Origin of the sequence: Bacillus halotolerans (assembly GCF_001517105.1) — a bacterium.
Taxonomy (GTDB): Bacteria; Bacillota; Bacilli; order Bacillales; family Bacillaceae; genus Bacillus; species Bacillus halotolerans.
The window spans coordinates 121,968-137,237 of the sequence record NZ_LPVF01000010.1; the positions used below are offsets into that span (position 1 = coordinate 121,968).

At 36.1% G+C, this 15,270-nt stretch carries 17 protein-coding genes and 7 pseudogenes; 10 read left to right on the forward strand and 14 right to left on the reverse strand.

The annotated features are described in order from the left end of the window. Positions 1-116: 116 nt before the first annotated feature. From AU387_RS11260 to AU387_RS21820, 3 genes and pseudogenes are all read right to left on the reverse strand, one after another. Positions 117-500 carry a UPF0715 family protein gene (locus AU387_RS11260; protein WP_059335703.1) on the reverse strand — a complete coding sequence of 128 codons (384 nt, stop codon included), beginning with the start codon at positions 498-500 and terminating at the stop codon, positions 117-119. Between the two features lie 430 nt (positions 501-930). Next, positions 931-1,833 carry a CPBP family intramembrane glutamic endopeptidase gene (locus AU387_RS11265; protein WP_059335704.1) on the reverse strand — a complete coding sequence of 301 codons (903 nt, stop codon included), beginning with the start codon at positions 1,831-1,833 and terminating at the stop codon, positions 931-933. 309 nt (positions 1,834-2,142) lie between these two features. Next, positions 2,143-2,518 (reverse strand): annotated as a pseudogene (locus tag AU387_RS21820) (hypothetical protein); the annotation flags it as partial. A 72-nt stretch (positions 2,519-2,590) separates the two neighbouring features. Between AU387_RS21820 and AU387_RS22020 the strand changes: the two are divergent. Further along, positions 2,591-2,824: a hypothetical protein gene (locus tag AU387_RS22020; RefSeq protein WP_081638311.1), complete on the forward strand. Its 234-nt coding sequence runs from the start codon at positions 2,591-2,593 to the stop codon at positions 2,822-2,824. A gap of 40 nt (positions 2,825-2,864) precedes the next feature. Here AU387_RS22020 and AU387_RS11275 read toward each other — a convergent pair whose 3' ends face one another. The 4 genes from AU387_RS11275 to AU387_RS11285 form a co-directional block, all read right to left on the reverse strand. Further along, entirely contained in the window at positions 2,865-3,224 is a 360-nt protein-coding gene (locus tag AU387_RS11275) for a hypothetical protein (RefSeq protein WP_232460781.1), read from the reverse strand. Continuing rightward, positions 3,225-3,386, reverse strand: coding sequence for a hypothetical protein (locus AU387_RS22025; protein ID WP_232460782.1), 162 nt, complete (start codon positions 3,384-3,386; stop codon positions 3,225-3,227). It abuts the gene before it with no gap. A 583-nt stretch (positions 3,387-3,969) separates the two neighbouring features. After that, positions 3,970-4,107: a formylglycine-generating enzyme family protein gene (locus tag AU387_RS22220; RefSeq protein ID WP_254503620.1), complete on the reverse strand. Its 138-nt coding sequence runs from the start codon at positions 4,105-4,107 to the stop codon at positions 3,970-3,972. Between the two features lie 519 nt (positions 4,108-4,626). Continuing rightward, a complete protein-coding gene (locus AU387_RS11285; protein ID WP_059335705.1) occupies positions 4,627-5,268 on the reverse strand; it encodes a glycoside hydrolase family 11 protein in 642 nt (213 codons plus the stop codon). A 293-nt stretch (positions 5,269-5,561) separates the two neighbouring features. On the opposite strand from AU387_RS11285, the pseudogene AU387_RS11290 reads away from it, so the two are divergent. After that, positions 5,562-6,185, forward strand: a pseudogene (locus tag AU387_RS11290) (ATP-dependent DNA ligase); the annotation flags it as partial. Between the two features lie 102 nt (positions 6,186-6,287). Here AU387_RS11290 and AU387_RS11295 read toward each other — a convergent pair. Further along, positions 6,288-6,662: pseudogene (locus AU387_RS11295) on the reverse strand (hypothetical protein). A gap of 130 nt (positions 6,663-6,792) precedes the next feature. Between AU387_RS11295 and AU387_RS21765 the strand changes: the two are divergent. Beyond that, positions 6,793-6,945 (forward strand): hypothetical protein, encoded by a 153-nt coding sequence (locus tag AU387_RS21765; protein ID WP_044155769.1) that lies wholly within the window; start codon positions 6,793-6,795, stop codon positions 6,943-6,945. Positions 6,946-7,106: 161 nt separating this feature from the next. On the opposite strand, the pseudogene AU387_RS22035 reads toward AU387_RS21765, so the two are convergent. Beyond that, positions 7,107-7,214: pseudogene (locus tag AU387_RS22035) on the reverse strand (hypothetical protein); the annotation flags it as partial. Positions 7,215-7,326: 112 nt separating this feature from the next. Between AU387_RS22035 and AU387_RS11300 the strand changes: the two are divergent. Both AU387_RS11300 and AU387_RS11305 read left to right on the forward strand, forming a co-directional pair. Continuing rightward, entirely contained in the window at positions 7,327-7,701 is a 375-nt protein-coding gene (locus AU387_RS11300; protein WP_059335706.1) for a YoqO family protein, read from the forward strand. A 553-nt stretch (positions 7,702-8,254) separates the two neighbouring features. Beyond that, on the forward strand, positions 8,255-8,530 hold the full coding sequence (locus AU387_RS11305) for an LCI fold-containing protein (RefSeq protein ID WP_024121546.1): 276 nt from the start codon (positions 8,255-8,257) through the stop codon (positions 8,528-8,530). A gap of 140 nt (positions 8,531-8,670) precedes the next feature. On the opposite strand, the gene AU387_RS22040 is transcribed toward AU387_RS11305, so the two are convergent. Both AU387_RS22040 and AU387_RS22045 read right to left on the reverse strand, forming a co-directional pair. Then, positions 8,671-8,871 carry a hypothetical protein gene (locus AU387_RS22040; RefSeq protein ID WP_059335707.1) on the reverse strand — a complete coding sequence of 67 codons (201 nt, stop codon included), beginning with the start codon at positions 8,869-8,871 and terminating at the stop codon, positions 8,671-8,673. Next, complete coding sequence (locus AU387_RS22045) at positions 8,858-9,064, reverse strand: YopX family protein (protein WP_024121544.1); 207 nt, start codon at positions 9,062-9,064, stop codon at positions 8,858-8,860. The genes AU387_RS22040 and AU387_RS22045 overlap by 14 nt, the downstream gene beginning before the upstream one ends. A gap of 384 nt (positions 9,065-9,448) precedes the next feature. On the opposite strand from AU387_RS22045, the gene AU387_RS11320 reads away from it, so the two are divergent. The 4 genes and pseudogenes from AU387_RS11320 to phrK all read left to right on the forward strand — a co-directional run bounded on the left by AU387_RS11320 (position 9,449) and on the right by phrK (position 12,120). Further along, positions 9,449-9,730, forward strand: a complete 282-nt coding sequence (locus AU387_RS11320; RefSeq protein ID WP_059335708.1) for an LCI fold-containing protein — start codon at positions 9,449-9,451, stop codon at positions 9,728-9,730. Between the two features lie 856 nt (positions 9,731-10,586). Further along, positions 10,587-10,733 (forward strand): annotated as a pseudogene (locus AU387_RS21250) (phage holin); the annotation flags it as partial. Positions 10,734-10,885: 152 nt separating this feature from the next. Beyond that, complete coding sequence (gene rapK / locus AU387_RS11325) at positions 10,886-12,001, forward strand: response regulator aspartate phosphatase RapK (RefSeq protein WP_044155774.1); 1,116 nt, start codon at positions 10,886-10,888, stop codon at positions 11,999-12,001. Beyond that, complete coding sequence (phrK, locus tag AU387_RS11330; protein WP_059335709.1) at positions 11,998-12,120, forward strand: phosphatase RapK inhibitor PhrK; 123 nt, start codon at positions 11,998-12,000, stop codon at positions 12,118-12,120. The genes rapK and phrK overlap by 4 nt, the downstream gene beginning before the upstream one ends. Positions 12,121-12,169: 49 nt before the next feature. Here phrK and AU387_RS22050 read toward each other — a convergent pair. After that, a pseudogene (locus AU387_RS22050) lies at positions 12,170-12,364 on the reverse strand (hypothetical protein); the annotation flags it as partial. Between the two features lie 113 nt (positions 12,365-12,477). Here AU387_RS22050 and bglS point away from each other — a divergent pair. Next, a complete protein-coding gene (gene bglS, locus AU387_RS11335; protein ID WP_059335710.1) occupies positions 12,478-13,209 on the forward strand; it encodes a beta-glucanase in 732 nt (243 codons plus the stop codon). Between the two features lie 221 nt (positions 13,210-13,430). Here the strand turns inward: bglS and AU387_RS21255 are convergent. Then, positions 13,431-13,806 (reverse strand): annotated as a pseudogene (locus AU387_RS21255) (DinB/UmuC family translesion DNA polymerase); the annotation flags it as partial. Positions 13,807-13,980: 174 nt separating this feature from the next. Next, entirely contained in the window at positions 13,981-15,270 is a 1,290-nt protein-coding gene (locus AU387_RS11340) for a Na+/H+ antiporter NhaC family protein (protein WP_059335711.1), read from the reverse strand.

Below are 15,270 nucleotides of genomic sequence, written 5' to 3' on the forward strand. Positions count from 1 at the left end.
TTTTACACACTTATCCCCCCTATCGCTGCAATTTTAGAAAGAGGATCACAATATCAAATAGGAATTTTAGGTATTATTTCTCGATTAATTAAGAAGAAGTATTGTGAATACTTAAGCTACTTAGTCGCTGCCTTTTTCTCGTTTTGCAGAAAAACAGAGTCCCAGATCCAAAAGATTACAGCAAATGATATACTAAATAAGTAAACTTCGTATTCCATTAGAAAGTCTAAGGTGTTCTTTGGATCAGTAATTACAGCGAAGAATAACCATACTAAGAAGGAAAAGAATATGTATATGAGTAAATATTTCGGGTTAAACCTCTTTGGATTGCGATTTACGAAATATTGAACAGGTGCAGCAAAGATTACATAAAAGATAAACAGAATAACACTTATGAAGAAGTATGGAATGTAGCCATCATAATCAATGCCAAAAACATAAACAACAGCAGCTGATAATGCAGACAAGACATGAACAAATATGATTCTTAAAACTTGCATGTTTAAACCCCCTTTCATAATGTAAGCATCACTATGATGATCTCAATTATTGTTAAAACTGACATACCTACTTCCTGAATTAAATCTAGACTAGACTAAAGCTCCGTCACGTCCGAACTTTACAAATAGATTTACTTTGTTTCTTCAAAGTGACAAGAACAAAAACTGAATTGTGATCTCTATCTATAAAGTATGTATCCCGGATGAAGAAATTTGTGTAGCCAGCTGTCTTGAGTATCGCTTTACTCATCATGAGCATATCCATCTGAATATCTTAATCAGTTGGAAAAGCCACATTAGCAGTAAACGCTGCATGTACTTAAAAGAAAGAATTATCAAATTTAAAGTTTAAGATTTTATGGCAATCCTTCCGCACTATTTCCTTTATTGGGCCATTATGTCTCATTAAAACTGCTGTTTTATTCAGATATCAAACATCTTGGGTGTCTTTCTTATTCTTAAACCATTGAATAGCATTTCGGCGAGTTATTGCAACAGGTATTAATAGCAGAGTACCGACAATAAGCAACATAAAAAAGATCACAAACAACGCACCTGTTCCCGGAACAATTTCTTCATAGGTAATAAAGCGTTCCTCTCCCTGCAGGACGAAGAACCGAGAATTTTCGAGAAAGACTAGATGAAAAGCGATTGATGTCCATAAGCTTCCTGTTACAATACGCAGGAGTTGAAGGATGAATCCAAAAGACAACAATAAAACGATGTAATCTAAAGTGATAGCAGGTGACTCAATTCCAGCTATATATTGCAAACCACTTACAGCTATGGGTGCAAGCACAAACAGAATCGGCTGCAGGAGCAAGGCCATGAAACAGTTAAATCGCCTGTTTAGAGCATAGTACACCGCCCCACGAAAAGTTAATTCCTCTGGAAAAGCTTCATAAAAGAAAGCGATAATCATATTTAAGAGCAATACTGTAACTAAATGAATAGAGAAATGAAATTGTGTAATTTTGACCCAGCCCAATAAATGGGCGATTGTGAATCCAGATCCGGATAGAATAATGACGTACATTGCACCCATAATGGCTTTCAGAACGGCTTGCCTCCACCCAGACAGTCCGATAGAGCAGAATGGCCTACTAGACGTCCGTTTGAGAAAAAAGTAGAGTAATGGAACAGTAATTAATGTTACTAAGCCTGATTGGATACCTTGCTGTAAGAGTTTAGAAGCTCCTGCTTGGCGGGCTATTGAACCGATTAAAGTAGCAAAAAACAAAGCAAATACGAACGTTCCCCAGCTTAGCAAGATAGTTATCAACCATTTTGGATGATTGTTTTGATTTCCACTTTTGGTAAGATGAAATTGCATTTGGTTACCCCTTTCACAATATTCATATGAAGCACTATAACCTCTACAGTCACTATACGTTCCATAACTGTTATTGTTTCAAATTACTGCATATCCCACTTCCCTTCTGATTAAAATTGTTGTTTTATTGAGGTGCCATCACAAAAAAAGCGTCCTAGCTTCAGTTGCCGGTACGCTTACTTTCTTAATATATGAACACATAACGACATTTCATAGTTATCTGAATTTTCAAACTATATCTTCTGAAGTTGCTGACTCTTTCTTTAAATAAGCTTCTAACTGATCAAAAACTAAGAGCTGTGTGCATTCAACAATTTCACTCCACAACCACATACCCATTGTCTGTATAGTAAATCCATCAGGAAAATTCTTCATTTTCACAATCATCGAACCTCTAGCCGGTTGTTTTATGTACTATAGCCTGTTCTTCTCCATTAACGAAACGTACAATGGCCTCATCAAATTCAATTGGTTGATTAACGGCATATCCTTCTTTTTTAAGCCCTAATAAACAAATAAGAATCATCTTCTTACAGCTTATAAAGAACATTGGCATATTGTTCATTTTTGTATTTAAGCAATTCGAAATTAATCAACGGTTTGTATAAATCTTTATCTGATAAATTTAATTTATTTCTAAAGTATTTAATTGCTTCATCTTGTTCTTAGAAATAATGTTTGGCATTTTTCTAATCTCCTTTTTATATAATGTTTTAATACACACTAAATTGGGTAAAAATTTGTAGAGGTGATTTCTTTGAATAATGACCATAAAGTTACTCATTACTCTTCATTTATTTTTTCAACAATCATGGTATTGCTAGTCGCCATCTTTCCACAATACACTTCTTGGTTTGTAACAGTTTTCTTCCTGGGTTTTGCACTTATCTATACATTCCAAAGACATAAAACAAGTTCTTCAAAAGCAATTTCTTATATTTCGTATTTTTTATTCATCGTTTCATTGACTTACACTTTAGTTAATATGTAATATTAATCCTCCCTTTCCGGGAGGATTTTTTTGTTTAAACTTATTTATCAGCAGCTTTTGGGCCACCTTTATCTGTAATGATAAAGCTATCTGACCCAATTTTTTTCTTGCGATCTTTGTCTTCATAAATTGTAACATTGTGGCGTGTCATTAGTGTCGCCCCGGCCATTTTAAACTCTTTACGATCTTTAAAATAAACAACAGGATATTCACCTAGAATAATCATATTTGCCAATCCTGCTAAATACGATGACCATCCACCTGAAGGAAGGTTTAATGCAAATCCTAGTGTCTGAACAACTGCAGCCAAAGAATATTTTTCAAACTTTGTGCTTCCATACTCGGTTCCTGCTGATTCCCAGTCATCAGCAGCTATTTTAATGTTTTGACTGTTAAACACTCAGGCTGTTTTAAGTACATTAACTGGTTGATTAACACTTAATGGAGTTGTTTGGTTGTTTCTGGCTTCTTCTTTAGCTTCCGCCCCATCCGCAAAAGGTGAAAGCAACCCACCAATGACCAATGTTCCAACAATACCTACCTTACAAATTGTAGAGTTCAAGGTAATCCTCCTCCAAATGTAAAATTGTGTACATTCGGCAATTACCCCATTTTTATCCATTTAAACCACAATATTGTTTTAGACAAATAAAAATGAAGGAGTCCCCAAAAGTTATATTGTTGGGATAACCTCTGTTCAAGATTATAGACTATTTACAAAAATGGTTTGAGTATTCATATCCAGACTTCTTCGAACTATACGAAAACCTTGGCTGGGCCAATGCCATTTGGATCAAACTTTCCTGAAAAATCTATCTGGATGCTGGTGACTCCGCCAACCCAACCGCCTCTTTTAGTAACCCGCCATGAACCACTTTTCGAATCTCCGTACCAATTCCAGCACCATTCCCTTACATTACCAGACATAGCGGGGTTTTTTTGACCCACAGTTTTTGGTTTACCATGGTTATTTTCTATTGCAGGCCGTTCCAATTGCCTGATAGGTACTTATTTATCTCCAGAGTTCGTCCAATACCATGCTACTTCATTTACCTCATTGCTGCCGCTGTATGTGTAACTCTTGCTCATCTGTCCTCCACTTACAGGCATATTCCCACTCTATTTCTGTCGGCAATCGGTATCCCTTAGATCCTGAATTGATCGTGATTGTTCATTTGCTTATTGAAGTCTTTCTTATTCTTGATTATATTGTAATAGGGTTTTAAGCCCTCTTGGATACTGCGTTTATTACAGTATTCAAGAGCATCATACCAACTTACCATTTCTACCGGCAATTTGTCGCTTTTGGATGGTGAGGGGTTACTTCTGTCCACTCTTTCTGAGTTACCTCATTTTTGCCGAAAAGCTCGATATTTTTACGCCTATTCCATAAAAGTTAGACTTTTTGATCTTAACAGTCTCACCTTTAACTAGTATAAAATTTTGAGGATCTGGTTCAACTACCGAGATATTTTTGTTTTGCTTAAGGCTTATGTTTGATGAAGAAGGGGTTATGTGAAGGTGTCTGTTGTGAGCAAGTGCTGACTACAAAAAATATCCTATTAAACAAAAAAATTAATACTATTCCATTACACTTATAGGGAAAGTTATAAAACCTGATGGAGAATATGCCAAGGCCGTTCGCCTCGTAGAAAGGACCTTTAACGATTACTCCCGAGGCATATAATGAGAATCCAACTAAAAGACCGTCGCCTCTTAGTAAACTCACAATAACAACGATTATAAACTTTCTCAAGGAACGATCAGCAGCCCGTTAGCTACCCTTAATTAAAGATAATCTGTTACCACACTGTTACGTTAGAACTTCCACTACTTTTATATCCCTCTGTCGCTAAGACTTGGTAAGACCAATTACTGCCCAGATTCATCCCATATCTCTTCCATGCGTTAACGTGATTGCTGAAAGTGATTGTAGCGTTGCTTCCAGTTGGTCTCTTCGACTGGCGAACACTCCAGTACTGCGTAAAAGTAGTTTTATCGCCATCAATGGAAGGTGCATCATAACGTGTAGTTGTGTACACGTCATATGTACCCCCATCACTGTAAACCGTACCTTTATACGTTCCAGTAGGTCTATAAGTACCCCATGAATCCACTACATAATATTCAATGAGAGGTGCTCTCGTCCAACCATATAAAGTCAAATATCCATTGCCATTCGGCGCCCAAACTCCGGCATTATAGTTTATTGTTCTAAATGGCGAGCCTATAGTCCAGCCTTTACCAACAACGAAATTTCCGGTATTAGACCAATTCACACTGTAATTCCCGCCAGATCCATTGACTGCGTTTACTGTTCCGCCCCCATCAGTCCAATTTTGCCAGTAATCTGTGCCAGCTGCAAAGGCGGTTGCCGAAAACATGCTGATACTCATTAAAGCTGCCGTTAATCCAACTAAGAAATTCTTTTTAAATTTAAACATATGTTACCTCCTATAATATTATTTCTGACTTTGACATGAGGTAGCACTCGTATATATTTAAAACATTGTTCATTACTAACGCCAAAGCTTTTGATCGTTCCCTTCAATATAATATCACGAATTCACGAGTAAATATTAAGAACATTTGTAATTTAATTACAAATACCTAAAAAATTATATTATAAGTGGTCTTGTTCCGCCATAGCCTGATCCTTTTTTCGCAGAATCACAAATCTTGTTACTAAATCTGATGGAGTAATATCTGTAATTAACTCCTATTCGAACCATTTCCTATAAAGGAAAAATACACTAGAGATTGTGAAGTCATTGTAGCTGCCCCGGGTGGTGCTCCTGACTTTGAAGCTGTAATGGAACATTTCATATCCAAAAAATCAGCTCATAAGATTGTTTACTGTGTCTTCAATGCTATCTGCAAAGACGGTCAGTCAATTGCCTCTAAGCCGCTCACTGTGCGTAAGACAGTTTTGAATCCACTTGAACTGAATCATCCTAATGTCTTTGTTATCAATGAAGGAATTCAAGGTAACGGACTAACTAACTTACTTTACCTTGGCCAAATAAAAAAATTAGAGGGAATCGTGCTCAAGAAAGCTGACTCCCCTTATGAAATCAAAAACGTTCACACAATCGGCTGAAAGTGATCAATTATGATTACACTGAAGTTCTCATAACGGCTACACTAAGAAGGATATAAAATTCCTTCATCCTATCCCGATGGAACTTCAGCTGGATTTATGGAATTCATGCCACGTGCAGAACGAAGTAAGTTCCACTCTATGAAACAAGTAAAGTCTGAATCTGATGAATATGTATTTATTGAGCCCATTTAATGTAAGGTTAATCACAGATTTAAGACTAAACACGGTAAACTCCACATGCCTTCCTTCGAATCCTGAAGAGTATAAACTCTCCGTTACATAACTTCTTAGTGCCAAGCCCTATAAAGCTTAATGAAAATTTAGTACATGGTTTAATTAGTTTATTTAATTTTCATCTATTCAGCAATAAGGGTAAACGATACTTTCTACAAATCCAATCTCCTTTCCCTTATTGCGAATTTTCATTCATTCCTCATAGCTGTACGCCCATATTTCTTTAGAATCCCTCAGCTCGCCACAGTTCCCTGTTATGATGAATTCTCTAAAACTATTGATCATCTGCCACACGTTACCTCCGTGTGAAAAGCCGTTTGGATCGTGGCGTAATTCATACGGATAAACGTCTTTCCCCGTGTAATTATCAACAAAGAATAGCTGTGTTCTGAATTTGACATACGCTTTTTGATTGGATTGTCCTGAGATGTTTTCTTTGCCATAGAAAGTTCGACGCTCAATGCTTGCGATAAGCTTTTTCAGGTCATTAATATCATTCATGCGTTTAATTTGTCCTTCCCTTACCCTCTTTCGATAAAATAAATATTTTATTTTGATTCTAATGTAATTTTTTAAATTCCTTTTTAGTTTCCCATATTTCTTTTACATTTTGTCTCGGAGGTGAAATGTAATGAGATTTCTTCAGGATTTTTTTGCGATTTGGACTTTTGATAAAGTCATGGATTATACAATAGCTGCTGTAATTTGGTTTGTATTCAAGTCCAAATCAAAACAGACTGAGTATCATGATCACTTCGAAGAAAGACGCCGCCATAGAAACTAAATCATCCTTCTATGATTTTTATCGATACGTGTGTTTTTCCGATAACGATCCATGCTTATATGTTTAGTTAAAAAACTATCTTTTATTTAGACTTGTTCAGTTTGTCGTATAGTATTTAACAGTTCTTTCTCAAATGTTTTTATGTGATTGCCTTCGAATCAAACCCTTACTCTTGTTTCGTTTTCAAATTCATTATTTAAAGCAGCTGCCTATTCAGTTTTTACATAAATACATTTATACTTGCTGTCATCAACTACATAAGCGTTCAGTATTTTCACTCCTTCGGATCATGATTTTAGTTAACTTTAAAGTACATCGTCTTGAGAAATTCCCCTTTAATTGGTAAGCTGACACCTAGGATCATACAAAGCAGGTGATGTCTTGAATAAAATAATCGGAATAATTGGATTAATTGTTTCCTTAATTGTGCAAGGGTTTTCAGCAAGTGATTCGTTGACTCATGAGATTGCTATGGCTTGTCTATTTGTATTCTTAATCATTTATAATTTTGAACATACTAAGGATTTCTCTAAAAAATCTCTAATTGTGTTAGGAGCAATCTTTATAGCTCTAATGCTAGGTATTTATCAACTCCTTTCCTTTATCGGTGATTACTTTAATAGGCTCAACTTAAATATTGGACTTATCATCTTACTTGAAATTGCTTTGATCATTGTTTTGGTATCTATTGCAGTAAACTTAATGAAGCTTATTGCGAATCGGTTAAGGAAAACACCTCATGGAAAAGAGTTTTAACTCTTTTCCTTTTTTATACTAAGTGCCCCTTTCTATTGGTCTCTTATGTATGAAATCAAATGCAATGATCAACTTTCTCAGGTTCCATTTCCTCTGTTTCTCGCTGCTAGTTGGCCATTTTCCTGACGATCCATGCTCTGGACTGAATATTCTTTAGCAGCGTAATATTCACTACGTAGTTGCTATGCAGATTCGTCTTTATCACTTCTGTACCATCCACTTATTTTATTTTTATTCTTTATTGGTTTATATGTATTCTATTCTCAGCTGAAATAAGGATTGTCTTTAAGGAACAGTACTTCCTCTATCTGTTGACCACGTGATTCAAAGTGAAAATCAAAATCGCTATAGCTTCTTATTATTCATACTGTAATCATCATTAACCTCCCCTTACAGATTTCAATAGTAATAAAAACATCTTAATATCCGTATTTAAATGACATTAACCGACACACAATTTCCATATGTATGGTATTAATATCACTATTTCCCTAATCCACAAAACCATATAATGTGATTGCAAGAAGAAAATTATGGAAATGGGGGATTTTACATGAGTTACAAAAAAGCATTAACAGGTGTTGCATTATCTGTAGGTTTACTTGTTTCAGCATCTCCAGCGTTCGCTGCAAGTACAAGCCCGGATCAGGTAGTAGCAAATGTTGCAAGTGATGATTTTAAAGCTCAAGCTATCACATGGGATCTGCCTAGCACTACAGGTATTTTTGCCAACACATTTGAACAAGACGGAATCCGCTGGTATTTAAAAAGTATTACAAAAGTCTCGGAAGGATATTGGATTGGCCACTACGAAGGTGTACGAATATAAAATCGTAATTGGGGGCTTCTGGCTCCCTTTTTTAACTTCATCGTCTTCCGCATTCAGATCATTTGTAAATATCCATATGCCCATAGTTCTAATTCACTTTCGCCGAAGCTAGGACAAATAATATCTTCGACCCGCGCCCTTCAATAACTCAGGATTTTGATAATATCGCCGATCATTTTGTTTGTTGCCGTCTTCGTAAATAACGGACGTGCTTCTTTCTTTTTCTCGTTAAAGATGTACCATGAGCCTTCCCGTATTCTTACTTCTCCGATGAATGTTCCCGCCCTGTATGGAAACCATAGCTCCGTTTCCTTCTGCTTGACGATTTCACCCGCATACATTATTTTCCTGATTGCATATTTCTCTTTGATCAGTTTCCGTCATAAGTGCCGCTGTGGAGCTGTCGGTGACACAAACCAAAACACCATTACACTGACGACGCAATACCCAATCACCATCGATGGTTAGGCTCCTTCCTTTATCATCCCGATAATGCATCTGCTCGCCGTCCCATACTCTGAATTCTGTGTTCATTGCGCATCCTCCTATATATATATCTTTTGATCGTTTTTAAAGCGAATGAAGCCGTGTTTTTCATATCTACTTTGTGAAAACACTTTCTATCTTCTGTATCGCACAGAGGAATTTTTATAGCTATGGTGGATTGTTCATAGATTTTGTATGTGCCGGTTTTCTAAAGCATAAAGCACATGGTTTACTTTCTGTTGATGAGATCCTCCCATTTTCACGCTATTTCCTCCTTAACACCCTTGCTGCAGCCGCATTTAGAGCAGCAGGCATCTGGGCGGATTTATATATTTAAACGAAGTTCACCAAACGTTAACAAAAAATTCCTTGGATATTTTTGTATTACATGTAATAATACAAGTGTATTAAAAAACAAAAGGAGTGTTTAAAATGAGAATGAAAAAAGTTTTAGCTGGTTCTGCTTTATCCCTTTCTTTGCTGGTATCAGCTGTCCCTGCTTTTGCTGCTAGTCCAGATGGTTCACATTCTGAAAATAATAGTGTTGCTTCAAGTGATTTCAAAGCTAAACTTTATACAAAAGAAGAAACAAATGACTCCGGCATCTTTATTAATACGCATACCGATGCGGAAGGAATCACTTGGTTCCTGAAAAGAATCAATAAAAACAGCGATGGAACTTGGACAGCATATTATGAAGGTCGTAAACTTTAGCCATTAGAGAGGGAGCTTTGCTCCCTTCTATCATTCTTATTTAAAAGAAAAAATTTTCCACTATGTGGTCTCATAAGTATGAAATCAAATGCAATATCAACTTTCCCTAATTCCTTCTTTTCTGATACTCGCTGAGATCCTCAATGGTCTCGACTGATTCACCCTTAGCTGCAATATAAGTAATTGATCATACCATTGATGTGATTGCTGTATAAGGTTCGTCTTTAAAATACAAGCCTCAATATATGAAAAACGATGGACTCTCCATCTTCATTATTAAAGACAAGATTGAATATATGCAGTGCTTCATCAGAACAACTATTTCTTATAAAAGAATAAATAAGTGTTCGTTTTGCACCTTTCCTGTTACGAAAACTCTACTCAAGCCAGAAATCATTTTGTTTTTTTAAAAAACATTCTTGATTTTCACATTTATATAAGCACTCATAAAATATTAGATCATATCCATTATATATAACTAAAATGCCGGTATAAGAGCTATTATATGGAGATTTAACTACCAAATATATGGGGGCATATTTACATCTAAATACTCAAAAACAAACGTACCTATAGTACTTTCATTCCACACCCTACCCAAATTTTCATTTTCCTAAATACGACTCAAAATCACCTTATTTTACATCGTAAACGCTATCGTAAAACCGTATAGTACCAATGTTTTTCTCTCTTATAATTCCCCCTTTTTCTTCAATACTTACTTAAAGCAGCCACTTCCCTCTACTCCCTCTTACGTTTTACGATCGTTTAATCCCTATTCATCAATCAAATTAGTCAATATCCATATGTTTATCGCCTTTTTATTTTACGATAAGCATGTTATTCGCGTTCGATATATGACTTGATTGTATTTGTTGACAATTTGACAGAGAAATTTAATGCACTTCTAACTTTTTTAATTGCAATAGGAATTGTGGTTGACCCCACAACTCAAGGCATTTCTGACAGTGAACAAGCAATGGATTACGAAGCTCTACAATAAACCCCTATCCTTCTATTAATGAGGAGGGTATTTTTTTCGTTTTTTCAAATGAAAAAACCGCCGAAAACTTTACATCCTTTTACAATTTTTTCAATGACTATGTTATGATTATTTTCGAGAGATTTTTGAAATTTTCAGAAAGAGGGGTTTGAATGAGTAAGATCGCTTCTGAAGTTGTCGCTACTACACTGAATGACTGGTACATTGCTATAAAAAAACAAAAGGTTGATGAATCAATTAAATATTATTCAGAGATAAAAAAACTTTTTGATGAAATGGAAGAAGACCAAGAAGTTCTTGCGTATTATAGTCTTTTAGAAGAAAGACATAAAATGTTGCTGCATTCCTCACGAGGAGAACCTTTGCAAAAGCACACCTATTTTACTGAAGACAATCAAAACTTCATTAAAAAAACAAATGATAAATTAGAATACAACTTTTATTTATTTGAAGCAATGTATGAGGCATACAACAAAAACTATGATCGAGCAATCAACCTATATGGATTAGCTGAGAAAAAGCTTGCAGAAATTCCAGATGAAATTGAAGCAGCTGAATTTTACTCTAAAGTCTCTTACTTATACACTCTTGTTAAACAAAGCATTGTGGCACAACACTATATAAAAAATGCAATTTCAATATATAAGCGACACCCTGATTATAAATGCAAACTAGCTACTTCAACAATGATTGCAGCTGCAAACTATGCTGATATGAAACGATTTGAGGAAGCAGAAAAATATTACTTAGAAGCAATTGATATTGCAAAAGAAACAAAAGATGAATTTTTAAAAGCTCAATTATTTCACAATCTTAGTATCGTTTATTCTGATTGGAACAAACCTGATAAATGCATTAAATCTCTTGAAAAAGCAATAGGAAATGAAGCTTGGTTACATTCGATTTATTATATAAATTCTTTATTCATGATGATTAAAGAACTCTTTAAAATTAACGAAAAAATGAAAGCCATTAATTTTTACAATAAAGCACAGGAAAGACTCATATTAATGGAGAATAAAGTATACGAAGCCAAAATTAGCATCTTATACAACCTTTATTGTGGGGAATTAAAAAATAATTTCAATAACTGTATTAGTAATATTGAGTTTTTAAAACAACAAAATGAACTGGAAAGTGTAGATGAATTGTCCTACATAGCTGCAAAAAGGTTTGAATCAATAGGTGCTTTTGAAGAAGCAACAAGCTTTTTCAATGCGAAAATTTGGGCTGAACAGAAAATGAACCAGGTGGAGGGAATCTTATGAAAAAACTTGTGCTTTGCGTATCTATTTTAGCTGTAATTTTAAGTGGGGTAGCTTTAACGCAATTTAGTACAGATTCACCATCTAACATCCAAGTAGCTGAAAGGCCAGTCGGAGGATAATGAAAGACTAATTAATTTAGCCCTACTCATGATGAGTGGGCTTTTTATTTTATGATTTATGTCCACCAATTAGCCCAGCTCGATGTTCCTGCAGGTGTATAAGAAACTGCTCTCAGGATCGCTTTCGATTCGTATTTGTTTCTTTACCATCCATTACAAACCCGAGCTTTCTTCTATCAAATAGTCTTATTTGCTGATTAGAGTTATCTTCAATATTAGACAGAATAACTGAGATACTTCGTACTTTCATGATTCTAGTAAGAAGATTGTTATTATCATTATTTTGACTGATGTTCCCTTTAAAAGAATCATGTATGATCGATATAGAAAACGTTTTCAAAGAAAGGGGATACCAACATGTCTAATCGTATGAAACGAGTGTTTTTGCTTTTTGTAACTGGATTGTTTATGAGTTTGTCTGCAGTCACTTCTACTGCCTCGGCTCAAACCGGCGGATCGTTTTTTGACCCTTTTAACAGCTATAACTCCGGATTATGGCAAAAAGCAAATGGTTATTCGAATGGAAATATGTTCAACTGCACTTGGCGTGCAAATAACGTCTCAGTGACGTCAATAGGTGAAATGCGTTTGGCGCTAACAAGTCCATCTTATAACAAGTTTGACTGCGGGGAAAACCGCTCTGTTCAAACATATGGCTATGGACTTTATGAAGTCAGAATGAAACCAGCTAAAAACGCAGGGATCGTTTCATCGTTCTTCACCTACACAGGCCCAACGGATGGAACTCCTTGGGATGAGATTGATATCGAATTTTTAGGAAAAGACACAACAAAGGTTCAATTTAACTATTATACAAATGGTGTAGGAAACCATGAGAAGATTGTGGATCTTGGATTTGATGCAGCCAATGCCAATCATACGTATGCGTTCGATTGGCAGCCAAACTCTATTAAATGGTATGTCGATGGGCAATTAAAACATACTGCGACAAGCCAAATTCCGACAACACCAGGAAAGATCATGATGAACTTGTGGAATGGTACGGGTGTCGATGAATGGCTTGGCTCTTACAATGGTGTAAATCCGCTATACGCTCATTATGACTGGGTGCGCTATACAAAAAAATAATGCCAAATGTGAAAGAGCCTGCTGCAATATAGCAGGCTCTTATGATTGTAATGAGAAAATTGTTGGCGTTCCCTATAGTGAAACTGAAGAGCAAATAGAAGTTTAAATTTATATGAGTTTAGTTTCTTAACTAAATGATAACAAAAAGCGAGTTTATTTTTAGTCGCTTTTTGTTATGGCTTATGCCCACCAGTAAGCCCAACTATGTAAAGCGCAGTTCCTCAAGGTGTATAAGAAACTGCTCTCAGAATCGCTTTTAATCCGTATGCTTCTAATTCCATCCATAACGAATCCAGGCTTTCTTCTCTTTTCATTATCCACTTCAAATAAACTCAACTGTTGATTAACTTCATCTTCAATATTTGATAACGTAACCGAGATACTTCTCTCTTACCCGAGTAAAACTTATGAAAGAGCATCAAGCAGCATCTATAAATATCCATCGTGATATTTGTGGGAAGATCAATTGTTTTTGCTCGATGAAATCCCCCCCCAAGCTCATCCTTACTGTAACCAATCCCCAAGCTTATTGTTCGACCAACTTTGTTATGTGTACGTGCCCTTCCTGCAAATCTCCAAGAGAACAGCTTTCACGTCTCCAAATAAATAAACCTCTAAAAATTAGAAGACATAAAAAATAACAAGGGCATTAAGACCCTTGTGAAAGCTTGGTTTCATTACACTCTCTATCTTCCTTTTTTATCATTTCTATATTCTTTTGCAAATTTTGGTAAAAAATAAAAAGGTACCGTTTGGTACCTTTTTTTATATTCATTCCTCATTTCTTGTGAATTTTGGCAGTCCGAATATAATTGCTATGATGCCGCAGATCCCGATTAAAACAGGATAGAAAGAGTAATGCAAGATGCTGACAGGTGAAATATTCCCAAACTTCCCGGCCGATAACATCTGCGCGCCATAAGGAATTAAGCCTTGTACCACGCAGGAAAAGATATCTAAGATACTTGCCGACTTTCTATTGTCGATTTTAAATTCATCAGAGATATTTTTGGCTATCGGTCCGGCTGCAATAATAGCAATCGTATTATTGGCAGTAGCTAGGTTAGTAACACTGACCAATCCGGCAATACCGGCTTCAGCACCTTTTTTCGAATTGATCTTTTTGGAAATGAATCCCACCAAAAAGTCAATCCCTCCGTTTTGTTTCATGACGCCGACCATTCCGCCAATTAACATTGAAAGGATGATAAGATCAGACATTCCGGCAATTCCATCCGTAATTGCTTTAAAATAAGACTCAAGCGTCAAGCTGCCGCTTGCAAACCCTATAATTCCTGTTAAGATCAATCCCCCAAAAATGACAGCCACCACATTAAAACCAATTAACGCAAAGACTAACACGGCAACATAAGGAAGTACTTTAAACCAGCTGTAAGATTCAGCCCCGGTATGTCCTACGTGTCCTGTCGGGATAAAAAATAATAAAATGATAGTTATGATAGCAGCAGGCAAAACGATCAAAAAATTCGTTTTAAATTTATCCATCATTTGTGTTTTTTGTGACCGTACTGCCGCGATGGTGGTGTCCGAAATAAAAGAAAGATTATCTCCAAACATAGCTCCGCCGACAACAGCTGCAATAGCGATTGCAGTAGGCAAGCCAAGTTCTCCGCTCAAACCGGCGCTAATTGGAGCAACTGCGGCAATCGTCCCCATCGATGTTCCCATCGAAACAGAAATAAAACAAGCAATGATAAAAAGCCCTGGCAGTATAAACTGCTTCGGAATAATGCTCAAAGCAAGGTTGACGGTTGAGTGTACCGCTCCCATCGTCTCAGCTGCAGAAGCAAAAGCACCCGCTAATATAAAAATGATAACCATAATAATAATATCAGGATGTCCCGCCCCGGAAGCAAACCATTCTATTTTCTGATTGAGAGATTGCTTCTGGTTAAATGAAAGCGCGAAAGCTGATGCTATAATTGCCGCAATCAATATCGGCAATTTATAGAAATCTCCAGTCAATACACCAGAGCCGACAAAAAGGCCTACAAATAAGACTAGCGGCAATAGCGCCCAAGGATTTCCATTTTGTTTCAT

Coding starts and splice junctions, on each gene's coding strand:
- AU387_RS11340 (WP_059335711.1), bottom strand. CDS start 15,270: ATGAAACAAAATGGAAATCCTTGGGCGCTATTGCCGCTAGTCTTATTT.
- AU387_RS22040 (WP_059335707.1), bottom strand. CDS start 8,871: ATGTATGCGGGTGAAATCGTCAAGCAGAAGGAAACGGAGCTATGGTTT.
- AU387_RS11260 (WP_059335703.1), bottom strand. CDS start 500: ATGCAAGTTTTAAGAATCATATTTGTTCATGTCTTGTCTGCATTATCA.
- phrK (WP_059335709.1), top strand. CDS start 11,998: ATGAAAAAACTTGTGCTTTGCGTATCTATTTTAGCTGTAATTTTAAGT.
- AU387_RS22220 (WP_254503620.1), bottom strand. CDS start 4,107: ATGGTAAGTTGGTATGATGCTCTTGAATACTGTAATAAACGCAGTATC.
- AU387_RS11305 (WP_024121546.1), top strand. CDS start 8,255: ATGAGTTACAAAAAAGCATTAACAGGTGTTGCATTATCTGTAGGTTTA.
- bglS (WP_059335710.1), top strand. CDS start 12,478: ATGTCTAATCGTATGAAACGAGTGTTTTTGCTTTTTGTAACTGGATTG.
- AU387_RS22045 (WP_024121544.1), bottom strand. CDS start 9,064: ATGAACACAGAATTCAGAGTATGGGACGGCGAGCAGATGCATTATCGG.
- AU387_RS11285 (WP_059335705.1), bottom strand. CDS start 5,268: ATGTTTAAATTTAAAAAGAATTTCTTAGTTGGATTAACGGCAGCTTTA.
- AU387_RS21765 (WP_044155769.1), top strand. CDS start 6,793: ATGAGATTTCTTCAGGATTTTTTTGCGATTTGGACTTTTGATAAAGTC.
- AU387_RS11320 (WP_059335708.1), top strand. CDS start 9,449: ATGAGAATGAAAAAAGTTTTAGCTGGTTCTGCTTTATCCCTTTCTTTG.
- AU387_RS11265 (WP_059335704.1), bottom strand. CDS start 1,833: ATGCAATTTCATCTTACCAAAAGTGGAAATCAAAACAATCATCCAAAA.
- rapK (WP_044155774.1), top strand. CDS start 10,886: ATGAGTAAGATCGCTTCTGAAGTTGTCGCTACTACACTGAATGACTGG.